General features: G+C 73.8%; 10 protein-coding genes. 4 read left to right on the top strand and 6 right to left on the bottom strand.

Features of this window, described 5'->3' with window-relative positions:
• Nucleotides 1-303 precede the first annotated feature (303 nt).
• The 3 genes from AB0399_RS27755 to AB0399_RS27745 form a co-directional block, all read right to left on the bottom strand.
• Nucleotides 304-1,770, bottom strand: a complete 1,467-nt coding sequence (locus AB0399_RS27755; RefSeq protein ID WP_366413207.1) for an FGGY-family carbohydrate kinase — start codon at nucleotides 1,768-1,770, stop codon at nucleotides 304-306.
• Between the two features lie 257 nt (nucleotides 1,771-2,027).
• On the bottom strand, nucleotides 2,028-3,044 hold the full coding sequence (locus tag AB0399_RS27750) for a 2-hydroxyacid dehydrogenase (protein ID WP_366413206.1): 1,017 nt from the start codon (nucleotides 3,042-3,044) through the stop codon (nucleotides 2,028-2,030).
• 14 nt (nucleotides 3,045-3,058) lie between these two features.
• The gene (locus AB0399_RS27745) at nucleotides 3,059-3,850 is read right to left on the bottom strand and encodes a DeoR/GlpR family DNA-binding transcription regulator (protein ID WP_328462710.1); all 792 of its coding nucleotides are present in this window, start codon (nucleotides 3,848-3,850) and stop codon (nucleotides 3,059-3,061) included.
• A gap of 267 nt (nucleotides 3,851-4,117) precedes the next feature.
• Between AB0399_RS27745 and AB0399_RS27740 the strand changes: the two genes are divergently transcribed.
• The 3 genes from AB0399_RS27740 to AB0399_RS27730 all read left to right on the top strand — a co-directional run bounded on the left by AB0399_RS27740 (nucleotide 4,118) and on the right by AB0399_RS27730 (nucleotide 7,688).
• Nucleotides 4,118-5,623 carry an FGGY family carbohydrate kinase gene (locus AB0399_RS27740; protein ID WP_366413205.1) on the top strand — a complete coding sequence of 502 codons (1,506 nt, stop codon included), beginning with the start codon at nucleotides 4,118-4,120 and terminating at the stop codon, nucleotides 5,621-5,623.
• The gene (locus tag AB0399_RS27735) at nucleotides 5,620-6,252 is read left to right on the top strand and encodes a histidine phosphatase family protein (protein WP_366413204.1); all 633 of its coding nucleotides are present in this window, start codon (nucleotides 5,620-5,622) and stop codon (nucleotides 6,250-6,252) included. The genes AB0399_RS27740 and AB0399_RS27735 overlap by 4 nt, the downstream gene beginning before the upstream one ends.
• 146 nt (nucleotides 6,253-6,398) lie before the next feature.
• Entirely contained in the window at nucleotides 6,399-7,688 is a 1,290-nt protein-coding gene (locus AB0399_RS27730) for a hypothetical protein (protein ID WP_366413203.1), read from the top strand.
• A gap of 33 nt (nucleotides 7,689-7,721) precedes the next feature.
• Here AB0399_RS27730 and dapD read toward each other — a convergent pair whose 3' ends face one another.
• Together dapD and AB0399_RS27720 are read right to left on the bottom strand one after the other, a co-directional pair.
• A complete protein-coding gene (gene dapD / locus AB0399_RS27725; protein WP_329370630.1) occupies nucleotides 7,722-8,699 on the bottom strand; it encodes a 2,3,4,5-tetrahydropyridine-2,6-dicarboxylate N-succinyltransferase in 978 nt (325 codons plus the stop codon).
• A gap of 281 nt (nucleotides 8,700-8,980) precedes the next feature.
• Nucleotides 8,981-12,994: a family 78 glycoside hydrolase catalytic domain gene (locus AB0399_RS27720; RefSeq protein WP_366413202.1), complete on the bottom strand. Its 4,014-nt coding sequence runs from the start codon at nucleotides 12,992-12,994 to the stop codon at nucleotides 8,981-8,983.
• 343 nt (nucleotides 12,995-13,337) lie between these two features.
• Here AB0399_RS27720 and AB0399_RS27715 point away from each other — a divergent pair, with 343 nt between their 5' ends.
• Nucleotides 13,338-15,560 carry an alpha-L-rhamnosidase gene (locus AB0399_RS27715; protein ID WP_366413201.1) on the top strand — a complete coding sequence of 741 codons (2,223 nt, stop codon included), beginning with the start codon at nucleotides 13,338-13,340 and terminating at the stop codon, nucleotides 15,558-15,560.
• Nucleotides 15,561-15,715: 155 nt separating this feature from the next.
• Here AB0399_RS27715 and AB0399_RS27710 read toward each other — a convergent pair whose 3' ends face one another.
• A complete protein-coding gene (locus AB0399_RS27710; RefSeq protein ID WP_366413200.1) occupies nucleotides 15,716-17,545 on the bottom strand; it encodes a DUF2264 domain-containing protein in 1,830 nt (609 codons plus the stop codon).
• Nucleotides 17,546-17,575: the final 30 nt, after the last annotated feature.

Below are 17,575 nucleotides of genomic sequence, written 5' to 3'. Positions count from 1 at the left end.
TGGAGACGGTTGCCCATGACGCGCGAGACGGCCGTCGCGTGGGTACGGAAGGTGATGGACACCGAGTGCGGCGACGATGGCCTTCCGAACGTGTTGGACCGGATCGACAGGGTGCTCGGCTGCCCGAGTGGCTACGTCTCCGGCTCGATCTTCTGGCCTGAGGGGCCCGGGCCGACCGCGGCACAGGGGGGCGACCGGGCACCGGCCCACCGACCTCTCGCGCGGTGAGGGCACCGCTCGGCAGCCCCGCTCGACGGCCCCACCCGACCGCGCGCGGGCGGGGCCGTACGACCGGACGGGCGTTCAGGGGCGGCCGGCTCCCCTGGCGTCGGCCGGGCCGGCCCAGCGGTTGCGGGCGCTCTCGACGCGGAACAGGTAGTCGGCGTAGGCGTGTTCGTAGTAGGCGACGCCCGCCGGGTCCGGGTCGATCACCGCTTCGGGGGCCGTCCACCGTGCCACGTCCAACTGCCGCCCGAGGGTGTCCCCGTGGGCGGCGACACCCGCCAACACCGCGCCGCGCGCGCCCGGTTCGGGACCCCGCGCGACCCGCAGCGGGCGGCCCAGCACGTCGGCGAACAGGCGCAGCCACGCGGGGTTGCGGGCACCGCCGCCGCAGACCGCCAACCGGCCGGTCAGGCCGGCCGCTTCGAGGCAGTGCCGGGCGGCGAAGGCGATCGCCTCGCACATGGCACGGACCAGGTCCGCGCGGGTGGCCCGCAGGTCGAGACCGGTGAACTCGGCGCGGGCGGCGGGGTCGACGAAGGGCACGCGTTCGCCCGACGGCGACAGGTAGGGCAGCGCGGCGACGCCCCGGGCGCCGCGCGGGGTGGCGTCGAGCAGTTCGGAGAGCTGGTCGTGGGTCGTGCCGGTGAGGCCGAGCACCCAGTCGAGCGCGACGGTGCCGGTCATCGCCGGCAGCGCCCGCATGTGGCGGTCCGGCCGGGCCGTGGCGAGGTGGAAGCCGACCGGGTCCTCGTCGAGGGCGACGCGCTCGACGACGACCTGGCAGGCCAGGGTCGTGCCGACGATGAGCAGCCCGTCCCCCGGCTCGGTCACCCCGGCGCCCGTCGCCGAGGCCGGCAGGTCGTAGGGGCCGCCGGTGACGGGGGTGCCGTCCGGCAGGCCCGCGATGTGCCCGCGCGCCTGCCCGTACGGCAGGGTCGCGGCGATCGGCGGCAGCAGGCCGGCCCGGTGGCCGAGGCCGAGGTCGGCGAGCGCTTCGGGGGCGTAGGTGCGGGTGCGCGGGTCCAGGAAGGGCACCGACGCGTCGGACAGGTCGGTGCCGCGCTCACCGGTCAGCCGCAGATGGACGACGTCCTTGCAGCAGGCGGCGGTGGTGGCCGCGTCGAGGGACTGCGGTTCGTGGCGGTCGAGCCAGGCCAGCAGCGGCCCGGGCGAGCCGGGGAAGAGCACGTTGCCGGTGCGCCGGTAGAGCCGCTCCGCGGTGCCGTCCGCCATCCAGCCGGCCACCAGCCCGCCGGCCCGGCCGTCCATCCAGGACATGGCGGGGCGTACGGCGCGGCCCCCGGCGTCCACCAGCCACAGCCCGTCGCCCTGGCCGGTGATGGCGACGAGCGCGGGCGCCTGCCCTTCGCTGACCGCGGCGAGGACACCCGTGGCGGCGCGCACCACCTCCTCGACGTCCTGCTCGACGTGTTCCCCCTGCCCGCCGAGCGAGATCGGCATCGATTCGACGCGCAGGGTCGCGCCGTCATCGGCGAAGGCCGCCGCTTTGACGACGGAGGTTCCCATGTCCAGTCCGACGAACACCGTGCGTTCCTTCCCTCGACTGAAAGACCTTCGGCTGAAACACCTTCAGGGGACGAGAACTTGAAGTGGCGAGGACTTCAAGCAGCGCAAGCTTCAAGCGACGCGAGCATCGAACGACGCGAACGACGCGAACGGCGAGCGAGGCAAGCGCGGCAAGCGCGGCAAGCAAGGCCAGCGGCCGAAGGCAGGGAGCCGAAGCCCGCGGCCCGCGCGTCACGCGACAGGAGCCACTCCGCCGCATCCCCGCCGCGAGCGCCTCACACGACGCGGTGCGCGAGCGGCTCGCCGCGCAGGAACCGCCCCACCTCCGCGGCCGCGATCCTCGCCGCGTTGTGCGCGACGGAGGTGTTGGCGCCGGCCAGGTGGGGCGTCATGACCAGCCGGGGCGCGGTCCGCAGCCGCGAGTCCGGCGGCGGGGGCTCCACCGCGAACACGTCGAGCCCCGCCGCCGCCAGCCGCCCCGACTCCAGGGCGTCGCAGAGCGCGTCCTCGTCCAGCAGCGCGCCCCGCGCGCAGTTGACGACGACCGCGCCCTCCGGCAGCAGCGCCAGCTCGCGCGCGCCGAGCAGCCCGCGGGTCTCCGGTGTCAGCCGCGCGTGCAGCGACACCACGTCGGAGCCGCGCAGCAGGTCGTCCAGGTCGGCGACGGGCTCACCGGACTCGCGCAGCACCCGCTCGTCGGCGTACGGGTCGTACAGCCGCACCCGCGCGCCGAGCGCGGTCAGGGCGCGCGCCACCCGGCTGCCGACGGCTCCGCACCCGATGAGCCCGACGGTCGCACCGTCGAGCCCCGGCCCGCAGTTGTCGTACGTGTAGAACTCGCCGGCCCAGCGCCCGGCGGCGAGCGCGGCGGACGTCTCGGGGATGCGGCGCATCGCCGCGAGCATCATCCCGACGGTGTACTCGGCGGTGGCGGCCGCGTTGCGCCCGGGGGTGTTGCAGACCTGGACGCCGTGCTCCTTCGCCGCTTCGAGGTTGACGTTCACCGGGCCGCCCCTGCCGATCACCACCAGCCGCAGATCGGGGGCGCCTTCGAGGATCTTCCGGGTCACCGGCGCCATCTGGGTGACGCACACCTGCGCCCCGCGCAACGCGGTGACCATGGTGTCCTCGTCACCCGACGCCTCGTCGACCTCGGCGACCCGGCCGAAGGGGGTGAGCGGCCACGGCAGCCGCAGTTCGGCGATGGAGTGACCGGTGCCGATCTCGGCGGTCAGCTCCCGGGTGAACAGGTCGGGAGCGACGAAGTGGTCGCCCGCTGCGAGGATTCTCATGGCCGAGGTCTCCTTCATGCCGGGGTCGGAGCGGTCTCGTAGGGGACGCCGCTGTCGTCGAGGGAACGCAGGACGTCGGGCGGGGTGCGGTCGTCGATCAGGATGAGGTCGAAGGTGGTCAGCGGGGCCAGCCGGTGCAGCGCGGTGCGCCCCAGCTTGGAGTGGTCGATCATCAGCACGCTGCGGTTGGCCGCCTTGAGCATCGCGCGCTTGACCGCCACGATCCGCTGCTCCTGGTGGAAGGCGTAGTCGCCGTACACCGACGAGGTGGAGACGAAGCACAGGTCCACCCGCAGTGCCTCGACCGCCTCCACGCAGGGCACGCCGAGGAACGAGTCGTGCAGCCGGTCGTAGTCGCCGCCGAGCGCCATCAGGTGCAGCCCGCGTTCGTCGGCGAGCAGGTTGAGCGCTTCGAGGAAGTTGGTGACCACGGTCAGCGGCTCTATGCCGGGCAGCAGCCGGGCGAGTTCCAGCGCGGTGGTGGAGTCGTCGATCATGACGGACATGCCGGGCTCGATCAGCGTCGCCGCCTTCGCCGCGACCGCCGCCTTCTCGGCCCGCATCGTCTTCTTGCGGAACGCCACGTTGCTCTCGAAGACGCCGGACGGCTGGACCGTGACCCCGCCGCGGAACTTGCGCAGGATGCCTTCCCGCTCCAGCTCGTCGATGTCGCGGTAGATGGTCATCAGACTCACCCCGAACCGCTCGGCCAGATCGGACGCGGAGACCGAGCCCTCGGCCAGCACATGGTCCGACAGCTCGCGGCGCCGCTGCGACGGCCCCCGGCGGTTCTTGTCCTGTGACATCCCTCGGCCCTGTTCCGATCCGTCGACCCGACAATAACAGTCTGCACTGTGGATATAACATTCAATGCTGATGTAACGTTCGGCAGTGTTCACTACCGGCGGCCGTCAGGTCAACCCGTCGAGTGACCCACCCGGCGGTCTCTCACCAGGTGAGAGCCGAGATGGGAACCCGCCGGCACCCCGCGGGCAGGCACCCGACCGGGGCTGTGGTCACGGTGTGAAAAAGCGCCCCCCGCCACCGCACGACGAACGAGAGGACCGGAGCCCGTGACGGACACACCCGACCAGGACCTGTGGCTGGGGATCGACCTCGGGACGCAGGGCGTACGGGCCCTCGCCGTGACGGGCGACGGCCGGGTGCTCGGCCGGGGCTCCGCCCCGCTCATCGGCACCCGGGACGGCGACCGCCACGAACAGCTCCCCTCCGACTGGTGGGACGGCGTCGGCGCGGCGGTCCGCGCGACGCTGCGCCCGCTGGAGCCCGCGCGGGTACGGGGCCTGGCGGTGTGCGGCACCTCCGGCACCGTGCTGCTCACGGACTCCCGCGGCACCCCGGTGACCGCCGCGCTGATGTACGACGACAGCCGGGCCGCCGCCGAGGCGCGCCACGCCCAGGAGACCGCCGCCGACGTGTGGGACACCCTCGGCTACCGCATCCAGCCGAGCTGGGCGCTGGCGAAGCTGCTCTGGCTCGTCCGCCAGGACGGCGGCGACCCGGCGCCGCTCCGGGGCGCCCGGGTCTGCCACCAGGCGGACTTCGTCACCACCCGGCTGGTCGGGCACCCGGTGCCGACCGACTCCAGCCACGCCCTCAAGACCGGATACGACCTGCACGGCCGCCGCTGGCCCCGTGCGGTCCACGAGCAACTGGGCCTGTCCGGGCTGGACTTCCCGCCGGTGGTGGCGCCCGGCACCGTGCTCGGCACCGTCTGCGCCGAGGCGGCCGACCTGACCGGACTCGCCGAGGGCACCCCGGTCGTGGCCGGCATGACGGACGGCTGCGCGGCCCAACTCGGCTCGGGCGCCTGGGACATCGGGCAGTGGAACATCGTTCTCGGCACCACCCTCGTCATCAAGGGCGTCACGGCGCGCCCGCTCGCCGACCCGGCCGGCGTGCTCTACAACCACCGCTCGGCGGACGGCAACTGGCTCCCGGGCGGCGCCTCCAGCGTCGGTGCCGGCGCGCTGGCCCGGGCGTTCCCCGGGGCCGACCTGGCCCGGCTGGACCGGGCCGCCACCGCGCACGAGCCGGCGAGCGTGCTCTCCTACCCCCTCGTCTCGCACGGCGAGCGCTTCCCGTTCCTGGCGCCCGACGCCGAGCCCTTCACCCTGGGCACCCCCGCCGACGACGGCGACCTGCACGCCTCCCTCCTCCAGGGCGTGGCGTTCGTGGAACGCCTGTGCCTCTCCTACGTACGGCAGTTGGGCGCCCGGATCGAGGGGCCGGTCGCCTTCACCGGGGGCGCCACCGGTAGCGCGTACTGGAACCAGTTGCGCGCCGATGTGCTCGGCCGGCCGGCCACCATTCCCGAACAGGCCGACTCGGCCCTCGGGATGGCCGTGCTCGCCGCGCACGGCGTCCGATCCGCGGGCGGCTCCGAGCCGGCGGCGTGGTCGGACCTGCGGCCGATGGTGCGGCTGCGTACGACACTTGAACCGCGGCCCGAGGTGAGCCGGCGGTTCGACGAGCCCTTCGTGGCGCTCGTGGACGAATGGGAACGCCGCGGCTGGCTTCCCACGGAGACGGCCGCCTACGCACGGGAGCACGGATGACCACCGCCGCCACGACCCTTTTCCTCACCCGGCACGGTGAGACCGTCTGGCACGAGGAGAACCGCTACACCGGGGTCAGCGACATCGCGCTCACCCCGCGCGGGCTCGAACAGGCCGAGGCGCTCGGGGCCTGGGCGGCGGGCGCCGGGCTCGACGCCATCGTCACGTCCCCGCTGTCCCGTGCCCGGCGCACCGCCGAGCCCGCGGCGCGGGCCACCGGAATCGCTCCCGTCGTCGAACCGGACCTGCTGGAGGTCGACTTCGGCGTCGCCGAGGGCCGTACCCTGGGCGAGCTCCGCGCCTCCCACCCCCGCGAGGTCGACGCCTTCCTCGACGATCCCGCCGCCCACCCCTTCCCTTCCGGCGAGGACCCCCGCTCCGCCGCGGCCCGCGGCGCCGCCGCGCTTCTGCGCATCCCCCGTGACCACCCGGGGCAGCGTGTCCTCGTCGTCGCCCACAACACCCTCTTCCGCCTGGTCCTCTGCCGCCTCCTCGGCCTCCCCGAAAGCACCTACCGCCGGGTCTTCCCCGGCCTCCACAACTGCGCCCTCACCGAACTCCGCCTCACCCCTGCCGGCGCGTCCCTGATCACCCTCAACGTCCCCACCTGGCCGCTACCGCCTGCCTGAGCCCGCACGGCCCACCACCACGGACGACGTTCACCATCCAGGGGCGCGACAAGCCGCCCACCGGCCGGTGGTCCGGCGAACTCGGCGCAGGGGCAGGGCCCGCGGGCCGGTTGCGTGAGCGGGGAGCGGGGGGCGACGCTGTGGGGGTGAGCGAGTCGGGGGGCTGGAACGAAGAGTTGACGCGTGCGTTCGTGGCGGCGGAGGGCACCCGGCAGACGCTGGCGGTGCTGCTGCCGGTGCGGTTGACGGCGGACCCGCCGTGGCCGAAGGGCCCCCTTCCGATCGCGGACCACGGCGCGGCCGCCGAAGAAGCCGCGCGCCGACGGCTGTTCACGGCCTCGGCCGGCCGCGCGCTGTACGACCGCCGGTGGCACACCCGTACGGACCCGGCCCCCGTCCAGGGCCAGATGCGCCTGGACGGGATGGAGCTGCTCCGCACCCCCAGCTCCCGCTCCCCCGAACAGGCCCTGGCCGTACTGCACTTCACGGTGACCGGCGCGCCCCTGCTGCCGCTGCTGCGCGCCCTCGGCAGGAGGCGCGGGGAGACCGCCCCGGACCCGCTGCAAGGACCGTTCGCCCCGGCGACGCTCCTCGCGGGCGTCGCCGACCCGGAGGTCCCGGCCGGACCGTTCGCACTGGCCCGCCCGTACACCGTCGCGTTCCTGACGCCGCCCGCCGACCTCAGCCGGGTGATGCGGGACCCCGGCACCGCCGAACTGCCCCTCGCGGCGGACCTGTTGCTGCACGCGCTCGCGTCACGCGCCACCCCGACGGATCTGCCGCCGGCACCGGAGTCGCTGCCCGCCATGCGGGCGGAGGTGAACCGGATCTCCGCGGACTGGAGCGCGCTGGTGCTGCGCCAGGGCGCCGCGTTCCTGGGGCACCGCCCGGACACCGGCCCGGGTGACTTCTACGAGTACGCGCTCGGCAACGCCCGCGGCACCTACCTCGACGCGCTGCTGCTGGGCACCGCCCAGCGCAACCACATCGACGAGTTGACCGACGACCTCTCCGCGGTGTTCGGCGATGCGGGCCTGGCCCGCCGCGTCACCGACCTGGAACGCCGTATCGCGGTCTTCCGGAGCACCTACTGGCGCCAGCACCTCAGCGCGCACGGCCCGGCCAACCACCTGCTGCTCGCGTTCCACGCCAGGTACCGGCTGCCGGAGCGCTTCACGCAGATCCTCGCCGAAGCCGCGGACTACGCGCGGCTCGCGCAGAACCAGGAGAGCCAGCAGATCGCCGGGGCGCTCGGCGTCCTGACGGTGCTGGGCCTCCCGGTGTCCACCGCGCTGGCCATCCTCCAGGTGCTCGGCGACACCAGCGCCACCGATCTGGTGGTGGCGCTGGCCGCCTCGCTCGCCGCGACGGCGGCCGCGCTCACCACCCGCTACGGCCGCCTGGTCCTGTCGTCCCTGCGCGGCAGCCGCTCATGAACGGCTCGGCCGGGAGAGCCGCTTGACGGTCCGTCAGTTGTGGCTGTGCAGGGCCGCGTTGAGGCCGCCCCAGGAGCCGGTGCGCTGGAGGACCTCGACCTTGCCGGTGGTGGAGTTGCGGCGGAAGAGGACGTTGTCGGCGCCGGACAGCTCGACGGCCTTGACGATCTGGCCGTCGGGAAGGGTGACGCGGGTGCCCGCGGTGACGTAGAGGCCGGCCTCGACCACGCAGTCGTCGCCGAGCGCGATGCCGAGCCCGGACTCGGCGCCGAGCAGGCAGCGTTCGCCGACCGAGACGCGCTGGGTGCCGCCGCCGGAGAGGGTGCCCATGATCGACGCGCCACCGCCGACGTCGGAGCCGTCGCCGATCACCACGCCCTGCGAGATGCGGCCCTCGACCATGGAGGTGCCGAGCGTCCCGGCGTTGAAGTTGCAGAAGCCCTCGTGCATGACGGTGGTGCCGGCCGCGAGGTGCGCGCCGAGCCGGACCCGCCCGGCGTCCGCGATCCGTACGCCGGCGGGCGCCACGTAGTCCGTCATCCGCGGGAACTTGTCCACGCCGAAGACCGTCAGGTGGGTGCCCTCGGCCCGCGCGGCGAGCCGGGCGTCCTCCAGGCCCGCCACCGGCACCGGGCCGAGCGAGGTCCACGCTACGTTCGCGAGCAGGCCGAAGATGCCGTCCAGGTTCTGCTCGTTCGGCCGGACCAGGCGGTGGCTGAGCAGGTGCAGCCGGAGGTACGCGTCGTGCGCGTCGAGCGGCTTGTCGTCCAGCGAGCCGATCACCGTACGGACCGCGACGACCCGCACCCCCCGGCGCGGGTCGGGGCCGAGGGCTTTCGGCGCGGCCGCGCCCAGCAGTTCCGCCGCGCGCTCGGCGGTCAGGTGCTCGGTCCCTGCCGGGCCGGGCTGCTCGGCCAGCTCCGGGGCGGGGTACCAGGTGTCGAGGACGGTGCCGTCGTCAGCGACGGTGGCAAGGCCGACGGCTACGGCGCCGGGACGGGTATCAGTCATGATCAGCACGCTAGTCGCTCGCCGCGAGCTGAGCGAACCCGCCCGGGGGGTGCCGGACCGCCCGGGTACGTGGCGCCGTCGACCCCGGGACCGGTGGGGGCTGCCGGCGCGGTTCCCCGCGCCCCTGGGCTGGTGCGGCTCGCCCATGCCCCTGGCGGGGGCGTGAGGTTTTCCGCGAACGGCAAGCACAGCAGGGGCGCGGGGAACCGCGCGACAGGCCACCCACCGGGCGCGAGGTCCCTCGAACCAGGGGACGGGGCGGCCGGGCGGGTCCGGCACCGTCAGGGAGCCAGTTCCACCACGCGGGAGAAGCTGTTCTGCGCGGAGGTGATGACGATGCGGAGCTGCGTGGTGGTGACGGGGGTGTCGAAGGGTATCCAGCGGCTGACCGCGGAGTTCCCCGAGACGGTGGCCCGGGTGGCCCATTGGGAGCCGTCCCAGGTCTGGACGGTGAAGTCGGTGGGGACGCCGTCGGGATGGGAGACGAAGGAGACGCCGTCGAGGGTCACGGCGGAGGGCGTGGTGATCGTGAGGGTGTCGGGATAGACGTCCTGCGTGTCGTCGTTCCAGAAGGTGGCGGGGTCACCGTCGATGGCGTTCCCGGGCACGTAGGTGCGGGTGGCGCCGTCGACGACGTTGGGCGCGTGGAAGCTGGAGGCGGCCGCGGTGGTGCCGGCCGGCCAGCTGCCGAAGACGGAGACCTGCACGGTGCTGGTGGCGAGCGTGCCGTCGGGCGCGCGTACCTGGATCGGCACCGCGTGCACCCCGCTGGCCGCGTCGGCGGGCACGGTGAGCTTGACGGTGGCGAGCGTGACCGTGGCGGCGGGGGTGATCGGGATGGCGGCCGGGGTCGCGGTCGCGGTCCACCCGGCGGGCACCTGGGCGCCGACCACGGCGGAGCCGGACTTCGTGCCGGCCGCGGAGACGACCACGCTGATGTCGCCGCTCGCGCCGGCCTTGACGGGCGCGGCGGCGGTCGCGGTGACGGACAGGTGGGTGACCGAGGTGCTCGGCGGGGTGACGGTGAAGGTGTAGTCGCCGGAGCCGGCGGTCAGCGTCAGGGTCTGTCCGGTGGCCTTGCCGACGGTCAGCCCGGGGTCGGACTGTCCGGCGCGGCCCGCGGTGTAGAGGGTGCGGCCGCTCTCGCGGACCGTGGAGGCAGTACCTCCCAGCAGCGGCAGCCGGATGGTGGCGGTGGCGCCGACCGGGACGACCGCGTGGTAGGTGAGCTTGCTGCCGTCGCGCTGCCAGGAGCTCTCGACGGTGCCGCGGACGGTGTGCTGGGTGGCCGAGACGTGGGTGAGGTCCCCGACGACGCTGGGTGCGAGCGTGAGCCGGCCGTATCCGGCGCCGGCGGCCGAGTCGCCGGGCTGGATGCCGGCGAGCTGCTGGTAGAACCACTGGCCGATGGAGCCGCCGAGACCGATGTGGTCCTTGGACGACGTGCCGTCGGGGGCCGAGGAGTTCGGCCACTTCTCCCAGATGGTGCCGGGGCCCTGGTCGACCATGTAGCCGAAGCTCGGGTAGTCCTCGCGTTCGGCGAGGGCGAGGGCGACGTCGTTGCGGCCGTAGGCACCGAGCGCCTGGTAGACGTAGGTGGTGCCGACGAATCCGGTGGTGACGTGGTCGCCGTGGGCGGCGATGTCCTGCACCAGCCGGTCGAGGCTGGTCTGCTCGTGGCCGGCCGGGACCAGGCCGAGCGCGAGCGGCATCGCGTAGGACAGCTGCGAGCCGTTGCCGAAGACGCCGGTGGCGGCGTCGAAGTAGCGCTTGAGGAAGCCCGCCTTCACCTGGTCGGCGACGGCGCTGTAGTGGGTCGCGTCGGCGGTCTTGCCGAGCACGGTCGCCATCTTCGCGAGCAGGGTCGCGTCGAGGTAGGAGAAGGCGGTCTGGAAGTAGTCGTGCGGGGTGCTGACGGTGGCCAGCCAGTCGTCTCCCCACGAGGTCGGGGAGTCCACCACCACGTGGTCGGCGTCGCTGATCGTGCCGAGGTAGTCGACCCACGCCTTGACCTGCGAGTAGTTGGCGGTGATGGGCTGCTTGTCGCCGTACTGCGTGTAGGTGTCCCAGATGATCTGCGGGTAGGCGGTGCCCCAGGCCGGGTCGGTGGCCCAGGAGCCCTGACCGCCGTTGGCGGGTGCCACGGACGGGATGCTGCCGTCGGCGTTGGCGCTGGTAGCGATGTCACCGAGCCACTTGGCGTAGAACGCCTGCATGTCGTAGTTGCTCATCGCCTCCTGGTCGGTGTCGCCCGCGTCGCCGAGCCAGCCGTGCCGCTCGCGGGTCGGGCAGTCCATCGGGATGGACTCCAGGTCGTTGAGCTGGGTCTGGGCGACCGCGTCCTGGATCTTGTCGAGCAGCGGGTTCGACGTGCTGAACTGCCCGGTGGTGGGGACGTCGGAGTGGACGACCTGCGCGGTCACGGTGACCTGGGCGTCGTCGGGCAGGCCGGTCAGCTCCGCGTAGCGGAAGCCGGCGTAGGTGAAGTGCGGGGCGTACGTCTCGGTGCCGGTGCCGGCGAAGGTGTAGCGGTTGGTCTGCCGGGGCGGGTCGGAGGCGGAGAAGCTGATGTTGGAGGTCGTCACCTGGCCGCTCGCGTCCAGGATCTCGCCCTGGGTGAGGGTCGCGGTGGTGCCCGCGGGCTGGGCGGCCTTGATGGTGACCCAACCGGTGCGGTTCTGGCCGAAGTCGTAGACGCGCTCGCCCGCCGCGGGGCGGGTCTCCTTGACCGGGGTGACGGTCTGTACGACGCGGGTCGGGGGTGTCACGTCGGCCCGGAGCGCGGTCATGGCGTCGTAGCCGGTCGCGGGGTGGGCGCCGTAGACGCCGAGTTCGGCCAGCCGGAAGGTGCAACCGGCCGCGTTGCAGGGCAACTTGGTGGCGGTGACCCGGACGTAGCGGGCGGTGGTGTCGGTACTGAGGGTGACCGGCGAGGTGCCGGGGTTGGCCTGGTCGGCGCCGGTGCGGTCGGCGACGGTGGTCGCCGTGGCGAAGGTCGGGTCGTCGCTGACCTCGACCTTGTAGCGGACCGGGAAACCCGCGCCGACCAGGTCGCCGGCCGTGTCGTTGGTGGGACGGGCCGGGAAGAGGGTGAGGGTGCGCAGCCGCTGCTCGGAACCGAGGTCGGTCTGCACCCACTTGGTGGTGTCGGCGGTCGTCTCGATCTTCGAGTGGTAGCCCTCGGAGGCGTCGACGGAGTTGTCGATCCCGTCGGTGAGGGCGGCCGGTGACCAGCCGGCGGTGGTCGTGGTGTCCAGCGCGGTGACCGGCTTGCCCTGGGCCAGGCTCACCGGGTGCGCGACCGGGAAGAGCGCGTGCGCGGCCGTCCAGCCGCTGTCGTCGTGGCCGGGCGCGTCCCAACCGGGCGCGGCCTTGCGGGCGTCGTAGGTCTCGCCGTACCAGAAGTCGTCACCGGTCACCGGGCCCGCGGTGCTCTGCCATGACGGGCTGGTGCCGAAGGTGGCGGTGGAGCCGTCGGTGTAGGTGAGGTCGAGTTGGGCGACGAAGACCGGCCGGCCGCTGAACTGGCCCTTGCCCGCCATGAATCCGAGGGTGTTGGCGCCCTGGCGCAGTTGCCTGGTGACGTCGAGGTCGCGGTAGAGCACGCGTGAGCTGTAGTCGGTGACCGAGGAGTCGAGGACCTCGGAGGGTTGCACGCGGGCGCCGTTGAGGTGCGGTTCCACGATGCCCTGCGCGCCGAAGTACAGCCGGGCCCGGGCGACCGGCTTGGCCACCGTGAAGTCGCCGCGGGTCAGCGCGCCGTCGTCGGTGCGCAGCCACCAGGCCGACCAGTCGGTGGCGTTCAGCAGCCCGGTGTCGAAGGAGGCGGGGGCCGACCAGGGGGACGCGGCGCCCTCCTTGTTCCAGGTCCTGACCGTCCAGGTGTACGTCCGGTCGGCGGCGAGCGCGGGACCGGCGTAGGAGACGGCGGTGGAGTCGGCGGACCTGACCCGGCCGGAGTCCCAACTCCCTCCCGCCGCGGGCTTTCCGCCGTTCCGGGCGGGCGCGACCCGGAGTTCGTAGCCGGTCTGGGCCTCGGCCCGGCCGGTGTCACGCACCGTCCAGGCGAACGACGGGTGGGCGGCGTCGGTCAGCGCGTCCGACGCCTGGCCGTCGGCGCGCAGCCCGACCGGAGCGAGCGGCCCGCCGGAGCCGTGCCCGGACGAGGGTCCGCCCGACTGCCCGCCCGGCGCTCGCGCCGACGCGGCGGTGGGTACGGCCAGCGCGGTCGCGACGAGTGCGGCGAGCACCGCCGCCCGTCTCCTGTGGCCTCTTCGACGTCCGAACACGGTCATGCGGTGTCTCCCCACTGGGACCACTCTGGGAACCATAACGTTTCATGCGCGAGGCCACGTCCTACCGGTAATCCCGCCCCAGGGACAAGGGTGCGGACACGGATCGGTACGGGGCGAGGAAACCCGGCGATCGGATTCAGGCGGTATTGCGGCAGTAAGTTCCCTGCCGATCCCGCGAGTTGTCCGAAAACTGGTCGCCGCACGACTGTTGCCGTGCCGGTGCACCGTGGATAGCGTGTCCACCGATCAGAGCTGAATCATTTCAATCCGGTGCGTCGATCGCGGACCGCGACCGCATCCGGGACCCCCTCGGGCCACCTCAGCGCCCCGACAGGAGCGAACCATGTCGAACAGCACGGAACCGGGCGCCGGGCCGAAGCGGAGGATGCTCCTCCGCGCGGGCGCCGCCTCGGTGGTCGCCGCCGCGGCGATGCGCGGCGTGCCGGCCGAGGCGGCGGCGCCCGAAGCCGCGGCCGGCACAACCCCCGCGGGCGGCAACGGCGTTGTGCCGGCCAGCGCGTCGTCGGCCACCGCGTCCGCGGCCGGCGGCAAGGCGTCCGGCGTGCACGCCGCTCCGAGCGGCCGGTGGGACGCCTTCAAGCTCTCCCCCGCGACCCGCACCGTCTCCCCGGTCGCGGTGCACGCCACCACCGGAACCGTCGGCAACGCCAAGGACCTGGTGCGCAAGGCCGGTTCGGCCGCCACAAGGCTCAGCGGCGCGGGCTCCTCGGTCACCCTCGACTTCGGCAAGGAGGTCGGCGGCTACGTCACCCTCACCCTCGGCGCCGGCTCGGACGCCGACCAGAAGGTGGGCCTGACCTACAGCGAGTTGTCCACCTACGTCAGCACCACGTCGAGCGACGGCTCCAACGGCGGCTCCAACAACGAGCCCCCGGTGTGCTACACCGCGCAGCCCGCCGGCCGGATCAGCACCCAGACCTCCGTGCCCGTCTCCGGCACCGACGCCGCCGACAACCCGGCCGGCCAGCTGCGCGGCGGCTTCCGCTACCTGACGATCGTCAACCAGACCGCCGGCGCCGTGGAGCTGACCGGGGTCAGCGTGGAGATCGCCTTCGCCCCCAACGCGGCCGACCTGCGCGCCTACCCCAACTACTTCTCCTGCGACGACGACCTGCTCACCCGCATCTGGTACGCGGGCGCCTACACCGTGCAGACCAACATCGTGGCGAACAACCAGGGCCGGGTGTGGGGCCCGCCCGCGGTCGGCTGGAACAACGGCGCCCGGATCGGGGAGTCCGGCGACACCGTGCTCGTCGACGGCGCCAAGCGCGACCGTACCGTGTGGCCCGGCGACCTCGGCATCTCCGTGCTGACCGACTACGTCTCGCTCGGCGACATGCGGACCGTGCGCGACTCCCTCCAGACGCTCTACAACCACCAGGCCGCGAACGGCGCCCTCCCCTACGCGGGCCCGGCCGTCGACTTCATCGGCAACTCCGACGCGTACCACCTGTGGACGCTCATCGGCACCGCCTCCTACCTGCAGTTCACCGGTGACACCGGTTGGGCGACCGGGATCTACCCCAAGTACAAGGCCGCGCTGGACTACATCACCGCCAAGATCGACAGCGACGGGCTGCTCGACGTCACGGCGAGCGCCGACTGGGCGCGGACCGACTCCGACGGCAAGAACATCGAGGCCAACGCCATCATGTACCGCGCGCTGGTCACCGCGGGACCGTTCGCCCGGGCGGCCGGCGACACCGCGACCGCGGCCGGCAGCGCCGCGACCGCCGCGAAGCTCAAGTCCGCGGTGGAGGCGGCCGGTTACTGGGACGGCGGCGCGGGTCTCTACCGCGACAAGCCCGGCTCCACGCTCTACCCGCAGGACGGCAACGCGCTGGCCGTGTGGTTCGAGCTGGTGCCGGACGCGGACCGGGCGAGCGCGGTCAGCAAGGCGCTCGGCGCGCGCTGGACGCCGGTCGGCGCGCTCACCCCGGAGAAGAGCGCCGAGGCGGTGCACCCCTTCCCCGGCGGCATGGAGGTGCACGCGCACTTCGCGGCCGGCCGCGACAGCACCGCGCTCGACCTGATCCGCCGCGAGTGGGGCTACATGCTCAACGCGCCCCAGGGCACGGCCAGTACGTTCTGGGAGGGCTACCGCACCGACGGCAGCTCGGACTACTCCGGCTCCTACATGAGCGCCGCCCACGGCTGGTCCACCGGGCCGACCTCGGCGCTGACCTTCCGGCTGCTGGGCATCGCACCCGCCGACGACGGCGGCACCGCCGGCTACCGCGTCGCCCCGCACCCGGGCGGAGTCGGCCGCGCGGAGGGGCAGTTGACCACTCCGGCCGGCGTGATCGGGGTGTCCTGGCGGGACCGCGGCCGCGGCGAGTTCGACCTGACCGTCACCGCCGCGAGCGGCGCCGTCGGCGAGATCGCGGTGCCGGTGCCGGCCGACGGGTCCTACATCGTGAAGGTGGACGGCAAGACCGCGTGGGACCGCGCACCGCGCCTCTACTCCGCCCGCAGGGAGGGGAGTTACGTCCTGCTGACCGGCGTGCCGGCGGGCAGCAGGACGGTCACGGTCCGGCGCGGCTGAGCGGGGCCGAACCGCCGAACGCCAAACCGCCCGAACGCGAACCGCCGACCGGCCGAACCGCCGACCGGACAGCGCGGGGCCCGTCGAGCCGGAATGCTCGACGGGCCCCGACACACGCCGCGGGCAAGGGGGTTCGTACGCCTCGCCGCTCGGCGTCAGACGACGGCCGGCGGCACCGGCCCCTCCCATGCCGCCGCGCCCCGGGCCCCGGCGCCCAGCACCGCGCAGCGCAACCAGTGCTCGCCCGGCTCCAACCGGCCGGTGAGCGTGGGCAACGCGGTGCGGCGGGCCAGCAGGTTGGTGCCCGGCAGCGTGTGGATGACCTGCCCGGTGCGGGCCTCTCCGTCGCCGAGGTCGCGCAGCCCGCTGAGGTCGCCCGCGGTGGACACCGCCACCGCGCTGCCCGCCGCGCCCTCGGACCGCACCAGCCCGGCGTCGCGGTCGACGGCGAACCCGCCTTCCGCGGTGTGCAGCGGCCGGGCGGTGCGGATGCGGTGGGTGCGCAGATGCCAGGGTGCGGCGGCGCTCAGCCAGGTGGTGATCTCGACGTCGGGCCAGGGGTGCCAGGTGCTGGACACGGTGCCGTCGGCCGCGGTCCGCGGCTCCGCGTTCCCCTCGCGGACCCGGAAGTGCGTCGGCTCGGCGTCCGGGTCGTCGTCGCTGACCGCGAGCACCGAGTCGTACGCCCCGTGGATCAGGCCGAGTTCACCGGACGGGACGCTGAAGCCGAAGCGGGTGGAGTAGGCGAACTTGGCGTACTTCGCCGAGCCGGCGCGCGCCCAGGTGCCCTGCTGGAGCCCGCTGAGCAGGGTCACGTCGCCGCCCGAGCGCAGCAGGACCGCGCCGGCGTGCGGCTGCGTGGACGCCTCCGGCGCGGCGGCCTGCCCGCTCGGCTCGGCCGACCCGGTGGACACCTCGGCCGCGTGCGGCTCCTCCCCCGCCGTCCAGAAGTCGTGCTCGGCCGGCAGCGCGAGCGGCAGGAACGCCTTCATCGCCCAGTACGGCGACCCGGGCGCGTTGTACTGCTCGGCCATCAGCGGGTGCGGGTAGGCGTAGCCGACCGAGAGCACCCCGCCGGGCGCGATGTCCGCCTGCCGGGCCCGCCACCAGCGCAGGTGCCGCAGCAGCAGGCCCTTCACCTCGCCGTACGACAGCGCGTCCACCCCCGCGTACGGCAGCGCGCCCCAGAAGGAGCCCTGCGCGAAGCGGTAGGTGAGGCTGCGGCCGAAGGGCACCGCGGCGCCGTCGTCGGCGAACCAGTGCCGGAAGTCCGCGGCGAAGGAGGCCGCGCGCTGCCGGAAGCGCTCCGCCCTGGCCGGGTCCTCCTGACCGCCGAGCGCCGCGTAGATCAGGCCGTAGAAGTGCATCGCCCACGGGATGTAGTAGTCGCGCTGCGGGGTGGGTCCGTCGCTGTACCAGCCCTCGCCGAGGGCGTACGTCTCCAGGGCGTCCAGGCGGGCGTGCCGGGCGTCGCGGTCGTGGGCGTAACCGACCCGGTCCAGGCCGAGGCTCACCATGACCGGGAAGAAGTTCCAGTTGTTCGGCGGGGTGGCGCGGTCCAGCGACCCGGCCAGCCAGCGGCCGACCCGGTCGCGCGCCTTGCCGTCGAGCGGGTCCCACAGGCGCTCGGGGGCCAGCGCGAGCGCGAAGCCGAGCGCGGCGGTCTCCACCTGGCGCTGGTCGAAGCCGCCGATGTCGCCCCAGTACTCGGGGTGTTCGGGGTCGGTGCCGGCGGCCAGCCCGCGGGCCCACAGCTCCCAGTGCGCGAAGTCGCCGCCGCCCGCGGCCAGCGGCGCCAGCCCCCACAGCGGCCGGGCGAACCCCTCCAGGCCGGCGGCCTCGTCGCCGTAGGCCGCGACGTTCACCCCGGGCACGATCCGCGCGCCTCCCGGGCTCGCGTGCGGCACCAGCGCCGCGGCCAGTTCCCCGACGTACGCCTGAAGGTCCGCGCGTGCCTGCGCGCCGTGGCCGATCCCGCTGGTCATGGATACCGCCTCCACAGTGAAGTTGCGATA

Source organism: Streptomyces sp. NPDC088194, from assembly GCF_040702025.1.
Classification (GTDB): domain Bacteria; phylum Actinomycetota; class Actinomycetes; order Streptomycetales; family Streptomycetaceae; genus Actinacidiphila.
This window is presented reverse-complemented; position numbering and strand designations above follow the sequence as displayed.

What these genes read in the sequence shown, in the direction of transcription:
- AB0399_RS27750 (WP_366413206.1), bottom strand. Translation starts at nt 3,044, where the DNA reads ATGAGAATCCTCGCAGCGGGCGACCACTTCGTCGCTCCCGACCTGTTC.
- AB0399_RS27745 (WP_328462710.1), bottom strand. Translation starts at nt 3,850, where the DNA reads ATGTCACAGGACAAGAACCGCCGGGGGCCGTCGCAGCGGCGCCGCGAG.
- AB0399_RS27735 (WP_366413204.1), top strand. Translation starts at nt 5,620, where the DNA reads ATGACCACCGCCGCCACGACCCTTTTCCTCACCCGGCACGGTGAGACC.
- dapD (WP_329370630.1), bottom strand. Translation starts at nt 8,699, where the DNA reads ATGACTGATACCCGTCCCGGCGCCGTAGCCGTCGGCCTTGCCACCGTC.
- AB0399_RS27720 (WP_366413202.1), bottom strand. Translation starts at nt 12,994, where the DNA reads ATGACCGTGTTCGGACGTCGAAGAGGCCACAGGAGACGGGCGGCGGTG.
- AB0399_RS27715 (WP_366413201.1), top strand. Translation starts at nt 13,338, where the DNA reads ATGTCGAACAGCACGGAACCGGGCGCCGGGCCGAAGCGGAGGATGCTC.
- AB0399_RS27710 (WP_366413200.1), bottom strand. Translation starts at nt 17,545, where the DNA reads ATGACCAGCGGGATCGGCCACGGCGCGCAGGCACGCGCGGACCTTCAG.